Below are 14,693 nucleotides of genomic sequence, written 5' to 3'. Positions count from 1 at the left end.
GCACGATGTCGGCCTGGCAGCAGCGACAGCAACTGCAGCAAGCGATCGCCCGCCAGCCCGACGACTTCGTCGCCTGGGTGATGTTGGCCGACGTGGAACTGGAAGCCGGCGACATCGCTGCCGGCGAACAGGCCGCGCGACGTGCGCTGCAGCTGCGCCCGAATCACCCCGAAGCGCTGGCACGGCTGGGCCGCGTGGCGTGGATGGCCGGTGCACATGGCGATGCGGCCAAGCTGCTCGGCCAGGCCTCGGCATTGGCACCGCAGCATCCCGGCATTGCACTGTGGCTGGGCCATGCACTGGAAGATGCCGATGATGCCGAAGGCGCGTCGGCGGCCTATCGACGCGCGCATGGGCTGATGCCGGCCGAGCCGTACATCGCCGCCCAGCGCCTGGCCTGGCAGCGCCGCCTGTGCGATTGGCAGGACCTGGACACGCTGGCGGCACAGGTGCGCGCCGCCGTTGCCAGCGGCCAGGGCGTGGTCGAGCCGTTCGCCTTCCTCAGCGAGGACGCCAGCGCTGCCGAACAGTTGGCCTGCGCGCACACCCGTGCGCTGGCCCTGGCTGCCTCGGTGCGGCCATTGCCGCCGGCAACGGTGCGCCCGCACGGCCCGCTGCGCGTCGGCTTCCTCTCCAATGGGTTCGGCGCACATCCGACCGGATTGCTGACCGTGGCGTTGTTCGAGCAGCTGCGTCGCGACGCCGCACTGCAACTGCATCTGTTCGCACTGAACCGCGACGACGGCAGCCGCATCCGCCAGCGGCTGCAGGCAGCGGCGCAGCTGCATGATGTGGCTGGCCTGCGACATGCCGATACCGCCGCACGCATCCGCGCACAGGGCATCGACCTGCTGTTCGACCTGCGCGGCTGGGGCGGTGGCGGCACGCCGGAAGTGTTGGCGATGCGCCCTGCCGCGCTGCAGTTGAACTGGCTGGCCTATCCGGGCACGTCGGGGGCGCCGTGGATGGACGCGGTGGTCGGCGATGCCTTCGCCCTGCCGCCGGCACTGGAGCCGTGCTACAGCGAACGCGTGCTGCGCCTGCCACGAGCCTTCCAGCCGTCAGACAATACGCGCGTGCTGGAGCCTGCGCCGACCCGTGCGGACTGCGGACTGCCCGCGCAGGGCGTGGTGTTCTGCTGTTTCAACAACAGCTACAAGCTCAACCCGCGCAGCATGGGCCGTGCCTTCGCAGTGCTGCAGGCAGTGCCCGGCAGCGTACTGTGGCTGCTGTCCGGACCGGGCCAGGCCGACGCCCGCCTGCGCACGGCCGCGCAGGCTGCCGGCCTGGACCCGGCGCGCCTGGTGTTCATGGCCAAGCTGCCGCATCCGCAGTACCTGGCCCGTTACCCGCTGGCCGACCTGTTCCTCGACACGCATCCGTACAACGCGCACACCACCGCCTCCGATGCGCTGTGGGCCGGCTGCCCGGTGCTTACCTGCCCGGGTGACACCTTCGCCGCGCGCGTGGCCGGCAGCCTCAACCACCATCTGGGAATGGCACGGATGAATGTCGCCGACGATGCGGCGTTCATCACCACCGCCAGCGCGCTGGGCAACGACCCTGCAGCACTGGCGGCGTTGCGCGCTGAACTGGCACAGGCGCGCGAGCGCAGCGGGCTGTTCGACATGGACGGGTTTGCCCGCGATCTGTCGGCGTTGGTGCAGCAGCTGGCGCGCGAACACGGCTGGCTGGGAACAACCGAACCGACGGGGTAATGTCGGCTGGGTAATGTCGATTGGATGACGTCGACTGGGTAGAGTCGACTGCTGGTCGACTGCCCTCGGCAGGAAGCCGAAAACCCCGCGCTGCGCGCGATAGTCGACTGACCGTCGACTCTACCCGGCGTCGACATCGCCTGGGCAGCCCCTGCGCTACGCTCGGGCTTCCTCCCCGCGTGGTGTGACGATGGCCAAGCTCAAGCGCAAGGACTACGACGAACTGCTGCTGCCGCTGCAGCTGGAACTGACCGCCATGGCGCGCTGGGTGCAGCACAGCGGACAGCGCCTGCTGGTGCTGTTCGAAGGGCGCGACACGGCAGGCAAAGGCGGCGCGATCCAGGCCATCAGCCAGCACCTCAACCCGCGCCAGTGCCGGGTGGTGGCGCTGCCCAAGCCCACCGACCGCGAAGCCACGCAGTGGTACTTCCAGCGCTACGCCTCGCACTTGCCCGCCGCCGGCGAGATCGTTCTGATGGACCGCAGCTGGTACAACCGCGCAGGCGTCGAACGGGTGATGGGCTACTGCAGCGAGACCGAGTACCAGCAGTTCCTGCGCCAGGCGCCGGTGTTCGAACAGCTGCTGGTGGACGACGGCATCCTGCTGTTCAAGTACTGGCTGTGCGTGGACCAGGAGCAGCAGGAGAAGCGCTTCGCCGAGCGCCATCTCGATCCGCTGAAGGGCTGGAAGCTCTCCCCGGTGGACCTGAAATCCCGCAGCAAGTACAGCGCCTACACCGAGGCGCGCGAGGCGATGCTGCGCGCGACCCATCGCGAGGCGGCACCGTGGACGTTGGTGGATTTCAACGACCAGCGGCTGGGCCGGCTGACGCTGGTGCGCAACCTGCTGGACCGGTTGCCGGACACGCGCGTGGATGCACCGTTGCCGGAGCTGCCGAAGCTGAAGGGCAAGCTGCATCGCGAGCACTACGATGTGCTGAAGCCGATCGAGGACTTCCCGGTCGAGGATTAGGGTAGGTCGGCAGGGCCTGCGGCCCTGCACCTGCCGAAGCCAGAGCAACGGCAACAGCAACAGCAACGGCGGGCTTCCTGAGGGATGGCGGGGCGGGTCCGGGTGCGGGGGGCGCTGCAAGTACGTCCATGTAAGCTCGGTCGCGGCTTGCTCGTGTGCGCTGTCCTGCGCACACGGCAAGACCGGGGTTGGGCGTCCTGCCCACCCCGCCCGAGGCGTGCCTCGCGCCCATGCGGCTCACGCCCCCGCACCCGGACCCACCCCGCCTTCGACAGTTCTCCGCGATCTGTCGTTGATCCACACCATGCGTGGATGCTCTTCGAATTCAATTCGAAATATTCGATTTGTCTGGAGAATCATCCACGCATGGCGTGGATCTACCAGACATGAGGAATCTGTCAGAGGTGGGGCGGTGTCGGAGTGCGGGGTGTCAGCCGCATGGATGCGGCTGCCAAGCTTACAGGGACGTACTTGCAGCGTCCCCGCACTCCGACACCGCCCCGCCATCCCACGGATAGCCCGCTGTTGCTGTTGCTTTTGCTGGGGTTGCCGGCCAGCGGCCGGCACTACCGCGGGTGCAGGGCCGCAGGCCCTGCCGCCCAACCCCATTACTTGGCAGCAGCGATCTGCTTTTCGATGTCGGCGGCCGTCACCGGGCCGAGGAAGGTGTGCGCCAGCTTGCCCTGTGGATCCAGCAGGTGCGTCAGCGGCAGGCCGCGCGGAGTGGCGAAATCGGCCGGCGGATCGAACGGGTCCACGATCACGATCGGATAGGTCACCGGATGCTTGGTCAGGAACGACTGCATTTCCGGCACTTCGATGTCCTCGTAGGCCAGGCCGACCACTTCGATGTTGCTGCGCATCGCATGCAGCGCCGACAGCTCGGGCATCTCCTTGCGGCACGGGGCACACCAGGTCGCCCAGAAGTTCACCACCACCCACTTGCCGCGGTGCGCGGCCAGGTCGTAGTCGCTGCCATCCACCGCCTTCATCTTCAGCGTCGGGAACTCGGCGGTGGTGCGCTCGGCCGGGGTTTCCTCGACCGGCGCCGGTGCGGTCGGCGTCGGTGCCTGCGCCGGCGGTTGGCTGCTGGCCGGCGTCGGCTCCTGGGCCGGCTTGCAGGCCGACAGTGCCAGCAGCAGGGCCAGCGGGAGCAGCAACGGGGTCTTGCGGGTCATGGCATGTCTCCAGAGTCGGTATAGATATCGCTGACCTTGCGCTTCAGGCGTTCACGCAGGGGCAGCCGCAGATCATCCAGCGCCGCCAATGCGGCACGGCCCAGGCTGTCGTCGCGATACGGCAGATGCTGCTCGGCTACCGGAATGCGCAACTGGGTACATTCGTAAAGATCGGCCAGGCTCACCTGGTCCAGGTCGCGCGAGAGCAGCCATTCGCCACGTTCATCGCGGCGCAGCAGGCCGATCTCCTGCAGGTTGCAGGCCAGGTCCTGCAGCAGCGAATCGGTCAGCATCGGCTCCAGCCGCAGGATTTCATCATCGGCCAGGCCCTTGCCCTTGGCTCGGGCATGGTGGAAGCGGCCGAGCAGGCGCAGCAGGCCATAGAACTCGTAGCCCTGCGGCAGGCGCAGTTCCACCGGCTGGTAGCGGAAGGCCGCCATCGACGAAGACAACGACGCGCCCAGCAGCACCGCCACCCAGCACAGGTAGATCCACAGCAGCAGGATCGGCACGAAGGCGACCGTGCCATACAGCTTCTGGTAGGACTGGAAGCTGCCCAGGTAGGCGCCGATACCCCACTTCACCAGCTCCAGGATCACCGCGGCCAGAATGGCGCCAGGCACTGCATGCCGCCACTTCACCGTGTGGTGCGGCACCACCCGGAACATCAGCGTGATGCAGACGAACTCGATCAGGATCGGCGCCAGCCGCAGTGCCAGTTCGGCCAGCCAGCGGCCCTCCTGCGTGCCGAACAGCGGCATCGCGAACACCCGCGCCGACACCGCCAGCGAAGCCGCCGCGAGCATCGCGCCCAGCGTCAGTACAGTCCAGTAGACCAGGAAACGGGTCAGCTTGGGCCGGGTCGAGCCGACCCGCCAGATCTGGTTGAAGGTTTCTTCAACACTGTTGAGGGTGATCAGCAGCGAGACGACCAGCGCGATGAAGCCGGCGGCGGTGAGCTGGCCGGCACTGGCCGAGAACTGCCGCAGGTAGCCCTCGGCCGCGCGCGCGGCGTTGGGCACGAAGTTGGAGAAGACGTAATCGCTGAGCTGGTCGCTCCAGCGGTCGAAGACGGGGAAGGCCGACAGCACGCCGAACACCACGATGGCCAGCGGTACCAGCGCGAACACCGTGGTGTAGGCCAGCGCCGCCGCTGCCTGGAACAGGCGGTCGTCGAGGAAGCGATGCCACAGGAAGCGGCCGAAACTGATGGCCCGTGCGCGATCCCGCGCGCGCTCCATCCACAGGTTGAGCGTATCCAAAGGTTCCATCGGTGGAAGGGTACCCGATGCGGAATGCTGGCAGGATAGCCATACTGGCGACCACACGACGAGGAGAAGCGGGCACGATGGGCGAGATTCTGGTGCTGTACTACAGCCGGGGCGGTTCGGTGGCACGGCTGGCGCGCCAGATCGCGCGGGGCATTGGCGAAGTGCCGGGCATGAGCGCGCGCCTGCGCACGGTGCCGCCAGTGGCCGCCGTGACCCAGACCGCGCAGCCGCCGGTACCCGACGACGGCGCCCCCTATGTGAGCGTGCAGGACCTGGTGGAATGCCAGGGCCTGCTGCTCGGCAGCCCCACCCGCTTCGGCAACATGGCAGCCCCGGTCAAGCACTTCCTGGATGGACTGGGCGCCGAATGGGTCAATGGCACCCTGTCCGGCAAGCCGGCCGGCGTGTTCACCTCCACCGCCTCGATGCACGGCGGGCAGGAATCGACCCTGCTGTCGATGCAGGTGCCGCTGCTGCACCATGGCTGCGTGATCGTCGGCATCCCGTTCACCGAACCGGCGTTGAGCCACACCACCAGCGGCGGCACGCCCTATGGCGCCAGCCACGTGGCCGGTGCCGCCGATGACCCGCAGCCGACCGACGACGAGGCCGTGCTGGCCCGCGCGCTGGGCCGCCGGGTGGCCGACATCGCGCAGCGGTTGGCCCGATGAGCCGCCCGCCGCGCACGGTCCTGCTGCTGGCCCTGATGGGGCTGGCCGCGCTGTTCGCCGGCTGGTTCATCAATGACAAGCACTGGCTGGCCACCCAGCTGGTGTTCACCGCGCCGCCGCTGGCGCTGGCCTTTGCGCTGCGCCTGGGCTGGCGCAAGGCCTGGTTCTGGGCCTCGGTACTGGCGCTGGGCTGGTTCAGCCACGGCGTGATGAGCGCCTGGAGCCACCCGGAAACACGCTGGCTGGCGCTGATCGAAATCGCCCTGGCCCTGCTGGTGATCTTCAGCGCCAGCCTGCCGGGGCTGCGCGCCCGCTTCGGCAAGCGACGCTGACGCTGCGCCCGCCGGGCCGTATCATCTGTGTCCCTGGCCCCGCGCCGCTGTACCTGTCCTGGTTTCGCGCATGCACATGATGGAAGAGCTCCTGGTCGTCACCACCGGTGGCACGATCGACAAGATCTACTTCGACGACAAGTCGGACTACCAGATCGGCGACCCCCAGATCGGCATGATCCTGCGCGAGCTGGGCGTGACGTTCCGCTTCAACGTGATTCCGATCCTGCGCAAGGATTCGCTGCACATCAACGATGAAGACCGCGAACTGATCCGCGCCACCATCGCCGCGCAGCCGACCCGCCACGTGCTGGTGACCCACGGCACCGACTCGATGGTGCAGACCGGCAAGGTGCTGGCGACGATCCCGGACAAGACCATCGTGATGACCGGCGCGCTCAGCCCGGCGCGGTTCCGTGGGTCGGATGCGGAGTTCAACATCGGCTGCGCGATCGGTGCGGTGCAGTCGCTGCCGAGCGGCGTATACATCGCCATGAACGGTCGTATCTTCGATCCGCAGCACGTGCGCAAGAACGTGGCCGCCAACCGCTTCGAGTCGGTCTGAGGAACAGCGTGCCGACCAAGGTCGGCACCCACCAAAGCGCTGCCCTTGCAAGGCCGGTACCTACCCAAAGAAAAACGCCCCGGCCTGAGCCGGGGCGTGCCCATGGAGAGGGGCTTGGGCTCAGTACTGGGCGTTGAGGGTCAGGCCCGAGAAGGTGCTGTAGGCCTTCACCCGCACATACCAGGTGCCGGCGGCAGGACTGTTGATGGTGCAGGTCTCGCTGTTGCCGCTCAGGTACGGACGGCAGGTGTAGGTGGTATCGGTCGGGGCACTGCCCTGGCGCACATACAGGTCGGCATCACCGCTGCCGCCACTGATCGCGACGCGCAGCTGGGTGCTGCCGGCCGGAACCGCGACGGTGTAGTTCAGCTCGGCACCGGTCGCAGCGCCCAGGCCGGTCACCGGCACGTTGTTCTGCAGCACGTTGCCACCCGGGTTCGGGTTGCCGCCACCGTTGATCGCCGCGGCCACGGCGGCATTGGCGTCGATGATGCCGGCGCCGCAACCACCCGAGCAGGCGCCCGGCAGCGGACGTGCCGTGCTCTTGATGATGCTCTCGACCTGCGCCGGGCTCAGCGGGCTCGGAGCGACCGACTGCATCAGCGCGACCACGCCGGCCACGTGCGGCGCCGCCATCGAGGTGCCGTTGTACGACGCGTAGGTCGCGCTGCCCGGCGTGGTGGTGCCGGTGTTGAGGGTGGACAGGATGCTCTGGCCCGGTGCCGAGATGTCGATGCCGGTACCGTAGTTGGAGAAGCTGGCACGTGCACCGGCCGAGGTGGTCGCCGCCACCGCGATCACGTTCGGGCAGTTGGCCGGCACCGACGAGGACACGTTGGTGTTGCTGTTGCCGGCGGCGACCACCACGGTGGTGCCACGGCCGACCGCGCCGTTGATCGCGTTCTGGTAGGTGGTCGAGCAGCTGCCACCGCCGCCCAGCGAGAGGTTGATGACTTCGGCCGGATTGGCGTTGGCCGGTACGCCGCTGACGGTGCCACCGGACGCCCACACGATCGCATCGGCGATGTCGGAGGTGTAGCCGCCGCACTTGCCGAGCACGCGCACCGGCACGACCTTGGCATTGAACGCGGTACCTGCCACGCCGGTACTGTTGTTGGTCACCGCCGCCACGGTGCCGGCAACGTGGGTGCCGTGCCAGCTGGAGTTGGAGGCCGGGATGCCCGAGCCACACTCGTTGGCGCCGTACCAGTCGCCTTCGTCGTTCGGATTGTTGTCGCGGCCGCCGCCATCACGCGCCATCGCGGCGTCGCTGATGAAGTCATAGCCCGGCAGGATGTTGGCGTTGAGATCGGCATGGTTGGTGATGCCGGTATCGATCACGGCCGCCACCACGCCGGTGCCGGTGGCCTTGTCCCAGGCCGGCCGGATGTTGATGCCGGCATTTGAGGTGCCGAAGCCCCATTGCTCGCTGAAGCGGGTGTCGTTCGGGGTCAGCGTCGCGCGCATGATCTGGTCGACTTCGACGTATTCCACGTTCGGGTCGGCGGCCAGCTTGCGCATCAGCAGTTCGGATTCGGCCTGGTCGAGCGGACGGTCGGTCTTGACCAGGGTCGGGCCGACGGCCAGCTTGCGGACCTGCTGCAGGCCCAGCTCGCGGCCCTGGCTGCTGGCCAGGCCGGCGGCGGCCGTCTTCAGCGACGAAGCCAGCGCAGTAGTGTTGGCCACGGCGGCGCTGCCGTCGCGGTACTTGACGATGAAGCGCTGGTGCGTCGGCGCGGACTGCAGGCCGCTGAGCTGGACATCACCGGCCAGCGCAGGCGTGGCCAGCAGCAGCGATGACAGAACGGACGCACCAAGGACCACCCACACTCGACGCACACGCGGTTGCGTTACCTGGGACATCGTATTTCCCTTTCTTGTGGTGTGAATGCCGGAATCGGCAGAAGCACCGGCCCGAACCCTGGGCTGGCTTGCATTGGCGAGGTTCGAAGTCCGGTGAGTCAGCGGATCCCCCTAACGATCCGCCGTGCAGATGACGCTAATGGCCGAAACCGGACACCACAAGATTTTCAGCGTCTTTTCAGCAAGATGAAATGTTCGTTCTGAGACTTTTCGGGTCGAGGGTTTGTGAAGGTGAAGGAACCTTCTCGTGTCCTGCACAGACCTGACTGGGTCATCACCTGTCCTGCGATGACTTTGCCGACATCGGCATCCGCCGATTCGGGGTCGGAGCCGGGGCCAGATCCCTTTTCCCACGGAAAAGGATCTGACCCCACCCACCTGTCCACAACGCAGAAAGCCCGTCATAGGGACGGGCTTTCCAGGAACAACGCAGCCGAGCGCGCGCTCGGGTCTACAACCCGGTGCGGGCGATCAGCCCAGCTTGACCAGCCAGTTGTGGCGGTCCGGCAGGCGGCCATACTGGATGTCGGTCAGTTCCTTGCGCAGCGACATGGTCACTTCGCCGGCCGGCGCGTTGATGTCGCCCACCGAGAAGCCCTCGCCCTTCAGCTGGCCGATCGGGGTGACCACCGCGGCGGTGCCGCAGGCGAACACTTCGGCGATCTCGCCGGAGGCCACGCCCTGCTTCCACTCGTCGATGCTGACCTTGCGCTCTTCGACCTTCATGCCACGGTCGCGGGCCAGCTGCAGGATGCTCTCGCGGGTGATGCCCTCGAGGATGCTGCCCGACAGTTCCGGGGTCACCAGCGTGCCGTCCTTGTAGACCAGGAACACGTTCATGCCACCCAGCTCTTCCAGGTACTTGCCTTCGACCGGGTCGAGGAACAGCACCTGCGAGCAGCCCTGTGCCTGCGCCTTCTGCTGCGGCAGCAGCGAGGCAGCATAGTTGCCACCGCACTTGGCGGCGCCGGTGCCGCCCTTGGCCGCGCGCGCGTATTCGGTGGACAGCCAGATCGACACCGGGGCCACGCCCTTGGCGAAGTACGGGCCGGCCGGGCTGGCGATGACGTAGTAGCCGGCCTTGTGCGCGCCGCGCACGCCGAGGAAGGCTTCGTCGCCGATCATGAACGGGCGGAAGTACAGGCTCGACTCGTCGGCCGACGGCACCCACTCGCTGTCGACCGCGATCAGCTGCTTCAGCGATTCGACGAAGATCTCCACCGGCAGTTCCGGCAGCGCCAGGCGCTGCGCCGAACGCTGCAGGCGACGGCCGTTGGCATCCGGACGGAAAGTCCAGATCGAGCCATCGGCATGGCGGTAGGCCTTGATGCCTTCGAAGATTTCCTGGCCGTAGTGCAGCACGGCCGCAGCCGGATCCAGCTGCAACGGGCCGTAGGCACGCACGTTGGCGTTGTGCCAGCCGGCATCCTTGTCCCAGCGCACTTCCACCATGTGATCGGTGAAGTGCAGGCCGAAGCCCGGCTTCTCCAGGATCTTGGCGCGCTCTTCAGCGCTGCGCGGGTGGTCCGAACGGGTAACGGCGAAGCTGGGGATGGACTGGGACACCGGAGGATTCCTGTTCTGGTTGCGGGTAGTGCCGGGCCCGCTTCACTGCGGGCCCTGGGTCAAAGCATGCCGGTCTCGAGCCGGGCCGCCTCGGACATCATGTGCTGGTTCCACGGCGGGTCGAACACCAGGTCGACGTCGGCCTCGGCCACCGTCGGGATCATTTCAAGCTTGCTGCGCACGTCGTCGACCAGGATGTCGCCCATCCCACAGCCCGGTGCGGTCAGGGTCATCTTCACGTCGATCTCGCGCTGGCCTTCGTCCAGGTGCTTGATCTCGACCTCGTAGACCAGGCCCAGTTCGACGATGTTCACCGGAATTTCCGGGTCGAAGCAGGTGCGCAGCTGCTGCCACACCAGCTGTTCCACCTGTTCATCAGTGGCGTCGGCCGGCAGTTCCAGCGGTGCCGGTGCCTCCTTGCCGATGGCGTCGCCGTCCTTGCCGGCGATGCGGAACAGGTTGCCCTCGACGAACACCGAATAACTGCCGCCCAGCGCCTGGGTGATGTACCCATAGCTGCCGGCGGGCAGGGTCACGGTATCGCCCTGCGGGACCATCACGGCCTCGCAATCGCGCTCGAAGTGGACAGGTTCGCTGCTACGGGAATACATGGGGACCGATATGGGGCCGTGGCCGGGGCCACGCAAGACGGCATTCTAGCCCAGCCGCTCCGGCACCGCCGGTGCACCGCCGCAAACCACAGTATCCTGTGGGTGATCTTCAGGGAGCTTCGATGTCCTCCAATGCCGCGCGTGCCAGGACCGTGACCTGGCTCTGGCCCATCATGCTGTTGCTGGGCCTGGTTGTTGCTCCCCTTGCCTGGATGGTGCTGGCGCTGATGACCGGCCGGCAGGTCGGCTGGATGGCGGTACTGACCGCCCTGGAACTGGTGTTCATGCTGCGCATGGGTACGCTCGGCCCGGGCCGGCTGCGCATCGTGCTGGTCGTGGTGGGCACCCTGCTGGTGGCCGCCGTGGCCAACTGGACCATCGCCAGCGCCTGGATGGGCGGCTCGATCGGGCTGGACCTGTGGGACGCCACGATGCGGATGGGCCCGCACCTGGCCTGGACCCTGGTCACCCTGGCCAATGGCGCGGTGGAGTGGCTGTGGCTGGCCGTGGCCGTGGCCGTAGGCGCCTGGCTGGCGCGCTGAGCGCGCCGGTTGCCACGCCCGCCGGGGACATGCAGGTAGATCCACGCATGCATGGATGGGATGGTAGTGCCGGCCGCTGGCCGGCAAAGGGATCAGAGCCCATTCCTGCGGAAAGGGATCCGCCCCCGGTCCTCAATGCCCGCCGTCGAGCGCCTTCAACTCGCTGACCAGGGAGGCTGCCGCTTCGGCACCGTCGCCATACAGCATGCGGGTGTTGTCGGCGTAGAACAGCGCATTCTCGATGCCCGCGAAGCCGGTGCCCTTGCCGCGCTTGATCACCACCACGTTGCGCGCATTGACCACGTCCAGCACCGGCATGCCGTAGATCGGGCTGGCCGGATCGGTTCGTGCGACCGGATTGACCACGTCGTTGGCGCCGATCACCAGCACCACGTCGGTGTTGGCGAACTCCGGGTTGATGTCGTCCATGTCCGCGATCAGGTCGTAGGGCACGCCCGCTTCGGCCAGCAGCACGTTCATGTGCCCCGGCATGCGCCCGGCCACCGGGTGGATCGCGAACTTCACCTTCACCCCGCGCTGGCCCAGCCGCTGCGCCAGCTCCCAGATCTTGTGCTGCGCCTGCGCCACGGCCATGCCGTAGCCAGGCACGATCACCACGCGCTCGGCGAAGGCCATCATCGCGGCGACGTCAGCCGCTTCGATCGGCTTCTGCGAGCCGCTGATCGCCTGCGCTTCGCCACCAGCACCACCGCCGAAGTTGGAGAACAGCACGTTGCGGATCGGCCGGTTCATCGCCTTGGCCATCAGACGGGTCAGCAGGATGCCCGCCGCGCCGACCATCATGCCGGCGATGATCAATGCTTCGTTGCCCAGCACGTAACCTTCGAACGACACCGCCAGGCCGGTGAACGCGTTGTACAGCGAGATCACCACCGGCATGTCGGCGCCACCGATCGGCAGCGTCATCAGCACGCCCAGCGTCAGCGCAAGTACGAAGAAGGCAACGATCGCCCAGGTGCTGAGCGTGCTGGCGGCGATGATCGCCAGTACCACCACCGCCAGCGCCACCAGCAGGTTCATCACCTGCTGGCCCGGCCAGGTCACGCGCTTGTCCAGGCGTCCATCCAGCTTGGCCCAGGCGATCACCGAGCCGGACAGCGACACCGCGCCGATCGCTGCGCCGACCACCGCCAGCAGCAGCACCGTGCCCGACGGCTGGCGCGCGGCCAGATCGGCCAGCGCCTGCGCGCTCCAGTGGCTGGTATCGCGGTTGGCAAGGAAAGCGTAGCGCAGCAGCTCCACCGCGCCGATCGCCGCCGCCGAGCCACCGCCCATGCCGTTGTACAGCGCCACCATCTGCGGCATGTCGGTGATGGCAACCTTGCCGGCCGACCACCAGGCCAGGCCCGCGCCGAGCAGCAGCGCCACCAGGATCAGCGGCACGTTGTGCAGTTCGGGAAGGAAGAAAGTGGCCGCCGTGGCCAGCAGCATGCCCAGCCCGGCCCAGCGGATGCCGCTGCGCGCGGTCAGTGGCGAGGCCATGCGCTGCAGGCCCAGCAGGAACAGCGTGGCGGCGACGAGGTAGCTGGCCTTGACCAGCCAGTCGAGCAGTTCGACGGTGCTGATGTTCAAGCCTGCGGCTCCTTCGGCTCGTCCTTGCCGCCCTTGGGCGCGCTCGGCTTGAACATTTCCAGCATGCGCGCGGTAACCACGTAGCCACCGGCGGCATTGCCGGCACCCAGCACCACGGCGAGGAAGCCCAGGGCCTTCTCCAACGGTGTCTGTGCGTGCCCCAGCACCACCATCGCGCCGATCAGCACGATGCCGTGGATGAAATTGGAGCCCGACATCAGCGGGGTATGCAGGATCACCGGCACCCGCGAAATGATCACGTGGCCGGCGATGGCGGCCAGCATGAAGATGTACAGCGCTACGAACCCGGCACTCACTGGCAACGCTCCCGCTCTGTCTTCGTCGGCCCATCATAACCATGGGCTGAACCCGGCGTGCACCCGGCGTCAACCGAAGCGGCGCTCACGCGTTGTCGATGGTGACCCCGAGCGAGGAACCGTACCCTGTGCTGGTGAGCAGCCCCGTCCCCCCGAGCGCCGAGACCGATGCCCTGCCGGCATCGCTGGAAGCGTTCCTGGCCAGCGTCGGCCCGCGCGCGTTCCGCTTCGCCGAGGCCGGCCTGCGCCAGCGCGAAGACGCCATGGACGCGGTGCAGGACGCGCTGCTGCGCATGCTGGACTACGCCGACAAGCCGGCAGCCGAATGGGCGCCGCTGTTCTGGAGCATCCTGCGCCGGCGCGTGATCGACGTGCAGCGCCGGCGCCGCTTCCGCCTGCCGTTCTGGCGCGACAACCAGGACGCGCAAGGCGGCGAGATCGACTGGGCCGATCCCGGCCCGGACCCGGCACAGGCGCATGAACAGCGCCAGCAGTACCAGCAGCTGGTGGACGCGTTGCGCCGCCTGCCCGCCCGCCAGCGCGAGGCCTTCACCCTGCGCGTGCTGCAGGACCTGGACGGGGCCACCACCGCCCGCGCCATGGGCTGCAGCGAAGGCGCGGTAAAAACCCATCTGGCACGCGCCCGGCAGGCGCTGCAGGACTACCTGGAGATCCACCCGTGAACCGCTCCCTGCCTTCCGATGACACCCTGCGCAGCCTGCACGCGCAGTCGCTGCATGCGCTGTCGCCGGCCACACTGGCACGCCTGCGCCAGGCCCGACACGGCGCCAGCGCGACCCGGCACGGGCGCCTGCGCTGGTGGCTGGCCAGCGCCTGTTCACTGGTGGTGGCGCTGGGTATCGGCCTGCAGTTCACTGGCCATGGCACGCTGACGGGCCCCGCGCCGGCACCTGTGCTGGCCTCGGTGGAAGACAACAGCGCGCTCTACGACGAAAATCCCGATCTGTACCTGTGGCTGGGCGATACCGACCTGGCGATGGAGTGAATCATGTCCCGACTGCACACCCTGCCCCTGCTGATGACCCTGTTGCTGCTGCCGGCCCTCCCGGCGCTGGCGCAGAGCGCCGCGCCCGCCCCTGCGGCACGCCCTGCGCCGGCCACGCCGCTGCCGGCCTGGGAACAGTTGAGCGAAGCGCAGCGGGAATCGCTGCTGGCGCCACTGCGCGACCGCTGGAACAGCGCCGATGCCGGCCAGCGCCAGCGCATGCTCTCGCATGGCCAGCGCTGGCAGACGATGAGCCCGGAGGAGCGCGACAAGGCCCGCCGTGGCCTGCGCCGCTTCGAGCACATGAGCCCGGAACAGCGTGAGCAGGCCCGGGCCCTGTTCGGCCAGATGCGGGAACTGCCGCCCGCGCAGCGCGATGCACTGCGCGAGCGCTGGTCGCAGATGACGCCGGAACAACGCAAGGACTGGGTGCGCGACAACCCACCGCCGGCGAAGCCGCGCTGAAACGCCGCGGGGAACGGGGTCA

16 protein-coding genes are annotated in these 14,693 nt (G+C 67.9%); 9 read left to right on the top strand and 7 right to left on the bottom strand.

The features are described 5' to 3' along the window. The first annotated feature begins 5 nt into the window (after positions 1-5). The gene (locus AC5P9N_RS14170; protein ID WP_099484328.1) at positions 6-1,718 is read left to right on the top strand and encodes an O-linked N-acetylglucosamine transferase, SPINDLY family protein; all 1,713 of its coding nucleotides are present in this window, start codon (positions 6-8) and stop codon (positions 1,716-1,718) included. Positions 1,719-1,908: 190 nt separating this feature from the next. Beyond that, complete coding sequence (gene ppk2, locus AC5P9N_RS14165) at positions 1,909-2,691, top strand: polyphosphate kinase 2 (RefSeq protein WP_005408184.1); 783 nt, start codon at positions 1,909-1,911, stop codon at positions 2,689-2,691. Between the two features lie 608 nt (positions 2,692-3,299). Here ppk2 and AC5P9N_RS14160 read toward each other — a convergent pair. Then, the gene (locus AC5P9N_RS14160; RefSeq protein ID WP_005408183.1) at positions 3,300-3,869 is read right to left on the bottom strand and encodes a TlpA family protein disulfide reductase; all 570 of its coding nucleotides are present in this window, start codon (positions 3,867-3,869) and stop codon (positions 3,300-3,302) included. Continuing rightward, complete coding sequence (locus AC5P9N_RS14155) at positions 3,866-5,140, bottom strand: YihY family inner membrane protein (RefSeq protein WP_005408182.1); 1,275 nt, start codon at positions 5,138-5,140, stop codon at positions 3,866-3,868. The genes AC5P9N_RS14160 and AC5P9N_RS14155 overlap by 4 nt, the downstream gene beginning before the upstream one ends. Before the next feature lie 77 nt (positions 5,141-5,217). Between AC5P9N_RS14155 and wrbA the strand changes: the two genes are divergently transcribed. The 3 genes from wrbA to AC5P9N_RS14140 all read left to right on the top strand — a co-directional run bounded on the left by wrbA (position 5,218) and on the right by AC5P9N_RS14140 (position 6,708). Then, positions 5,218-5,811 (top strand): NAD(P)H:quinone oxidoreductase, encoded by a 594-nt coding sequence (wrbA, locus tag AC5P9N_RS14150; RefSeq protein WP_005408181.1) that lies wholly within the window; start codon positions 5,218-5,220, stop codon positions 5,809-5,811. After that, positions 5,808-6,143 (top strand): DUF2069 domain-containing protein, encoded by a 336-nt coding sequence (locus AC5P9N_RS14145; protein WP_099485040.1) that lies wholly within the window; start codon positions 5,808-5,810, stop codon positions 6,141-6,143. Before wrbA ends, AC5P9N_RS14145 begins: the two co-directional genes overlap by 4 nt. Positions 6,144-6,222: 79 nt before the next feature. Then, complete coding sequence (locus tag AC5P9N_RS14140; protein ID WP_010481766.1) at positions 6,223-6,708, top strand: asparaginase domain-containing protein; 486 nt, start codon at positions 6,223-6,225, stop codon at positions 6,706-6,708. A 120-nt stretch (positions 6,709-6,828) separates the two neighbouring features. Here the strand turns inward: AC5P9N_RS14140 and AC5P9N_RS14135 are convergent, their stop codons facing one another. From AC5P9N_RS14135 to sufT, 3 genes are all read right to left on the bottom strand, one after another. Continuing rightward, a complete protein-coding gene (locus AC5P9N_RS14135) occupies positions 6,829-8,571 on the bottom strand; it encodes a S8 family peptidase (RefSeq protein ID WP_164212722.1) in 1,743 nt (580 codons plus the stop codon). A gap of 471 nt (positions 8,572-9,042) precedes the next feature. Further along, positions 9,043-10,137, bottom strand: a complete 1,095-nt coding sequence (locus tag AC5P9N_RS14130; RefSeq protein WP_005408177.1) for a branched-chain amino acid aminotransferase — start codon at positions 10,135-10,137, stop codon at positions 9,043-9,045. A gap of 59 nt (positions 10,138-10,196) precedes the next feature. Beyond that, positions 10,197-10,748: a putative Fe-S cluster assembly protein SufT gene (sufT, locus tag AC5P9N_RS14125; protein ID WP_012479222.1), complete on the bottom strand. Its 552-nt coding sequence runs from the start codon at positions 10,746-10,748 to the stop codon at positions 10,197-10,199. A gap of 122 nt (positions 10,749-10,870) precedes the next feature. Between sufT and AC5P9N_RS14120 the strand changes: the two genes are divergently transcribed. Continuing rightward, entirely contained in the window at positions 10,871-11,290 is a 420-nt protein-coding gene (locus tag AC5P9N_RS14120; protein WP_005408175.1) for a hypothetical protein, read from the top strand. Between the two features lie 132 nt (positions 11,291-11,422). Here the strand turns inward: AC5P9N_RS14120 and AC5P9N_RS14115 are convergent, their stop codons facing one another. Further along, the gene (locus AC5P9N_RS14115) at positions 11,423-12,883 is read right to left on the bottom strand and encodes an NAD(P)(+) transhydrogenase (Re/Si-specific) subunit beta (RefSeq protein ID WP_012479220.1); all 1,461 of its coding nucleotides are present in this window, start codon (positions 12,881-12,883) and stop codon (positions 11,423-11,425) included. Beyond that, on the bottom strand, positions 12,880-13,200 hold the full coding sequence (locus tag AC5P9N_RS14110; protein WP_099485038.1) for an NAD(P) transhydrogenase subunit alpha part 2: 321 nt from the start codon (positions 13,198-13,200) through the stop codon (positions 12,880-12,882). The genes AC5P9N_RS14115 and AC5P9N_RS14110 overlap by 4 nt, the downstream gene beginning before the upstream one ends. 98 nt (positions 13,201-13,298) lie before the next feature. Here AC5P9N_RS14110 and AC5P9N_RS14105 point away from each other — a divergent pair, with 98 nt between their 5' ends. Genes AC5P9N_RS14105 through AC5P9N_RS14095 form a run of 3 tightly spaced genes read left to right on the top strand, consistent with a single transcriptional unit; the run spans position 13,299 to position 14,671 of the window. Further along, a complete protein-coding gene (locus tag AC5P9N_RS14105) occupies positions 13,299-13,883 on the top strand; it encodes an RNA polymerase sigma factor (protein WP_077684483.1) in 585 nt (194 codons plus the stop codon). Beyond that, positions 13,880-14,206, top strand: coding sequence for a hypothetical protein (locus tag AC5P9N_RS14100; RefSeq protein ID WP_012479218.1), 327 nt, complete (start codon positions 13,880-13,882; stop codon positions 14,204-14,206). Before AC5P9N_RS14105 ends, AC5P9N_RS14100 begins: the two co-directional genes overlap by 4 nt. 3 nt (positions 14,207-14,209) lie before the next feature. Then, positions 14,210-14,671 carry a DUF3106 domain-containing protein gene (locus AC5P9N_RS14095; protein WP_012479217.1) on the top strand — a complete coding sequence of 154 codons (462 nt, stop codon included), beginning with the start codon at positions 14,210-14,212 and terminating at the stop codon, positions 14,669-14,671. The last annotated feature ends 22 nt before the right edge of the window (positions 14,672-14,693 follow it).

This window comes from Stenotrophomonas sp. YJH_SMC_6 (assembly GCF_059371335.1).
This window is presented reverse-complemented; position numbering and strand designations above follow the sequence as displayed.

Excerpts from the sequence above, each read along its gene's own strand:
- AC5P9N_RS14160 (WP_005408183.1), bottom strand. The coding sequence starts at position 3,869 with ATGACCCGCAAGACCCCGTTGCTGCTCCCGCTGGCCCTGCTGCTGGCA.
- sufT (WP_012479222.1), bottom strand. The coding sequence starts at position 10,748 with ATGTATTCCCGTAGCAGCGAACCTGTCCACTTCGAGCGCGATTGCGAG.
- AC5P9N_RS14145 (WP_099485040.1), top strand. The coding sequence starts at position 5,808 with ATGAGCCGCCCGCCGCGCACGGTCCTGCTGCTGGCCCTGATGGGGCTG.
- wrbA (WP_005408181.1), top strand. The coding sequence starts at position 5,218 with ATGGGCGAGATTCTGGTGCTGTACTACAGCCGGGGCGGTTCGGTGGCA.
- AC5P9N_RS14095 (WP_012479217.1), top strand. The coding sequence starts at position 14,210 with ATGTCCCGACTGCACACCCTGCCCCTGCTGATGACCCTGTTGCTGCTG.
- AC5P9N_RS14155 (WP_005408182.1), bottom strand. The coding sequence starts at position 5,140 with ATGGAACCTTTGGATACGCTCAACCTGTGGATGGAGCGCGCGCGGGAT.
- ppk2 (WP_005408184.1), top strand. The coding sequence starts at position 1,909 with ATGGCCAAGCTCAAGCGCAAGGACTACGACGAACTGCTGCTGCCGCTG.
- AC5P9N_RS14135 (WP_164212722.1), bottom strand. The coding sequence starts at position 8,571 with ATGTCCCAGGTAACGCAACCGCGTGTGCGTCGAGTGTGGGTGGTCCTT.
- AC5P9N_RS14140 (WP_010481766.1), top strand. The coding sequence starts at position 6,223 with ATGGAAGAGCTCCTGGTCGTCACCACCGGTGGCACGATCGACAAGATC.
- AC5P9N_RS14105 (WP_077684483.1), top strand. The coding sequence starts at position 13,299 with ATGGTGACCCCGAGCGAGGAACCGTACCCTGTGCTGGTGAGCAGCCCC.
- AC5P9N_RS14120 (WP_005408175.1), top strand. The coding sequence starts at position 10,871 with ATGTCCTCCAATGCCGCGCGTGCCAGGACCGTGACCTGGCTCTGGCCC.
- AC5P9N_RS14170 (WP_099484328.1), top strand. The coding sequence starts at position 6 with ATGTCGGCCTGGCAGCAGCGACAGCAACTGCAGCAAGCGATCGCCCGC.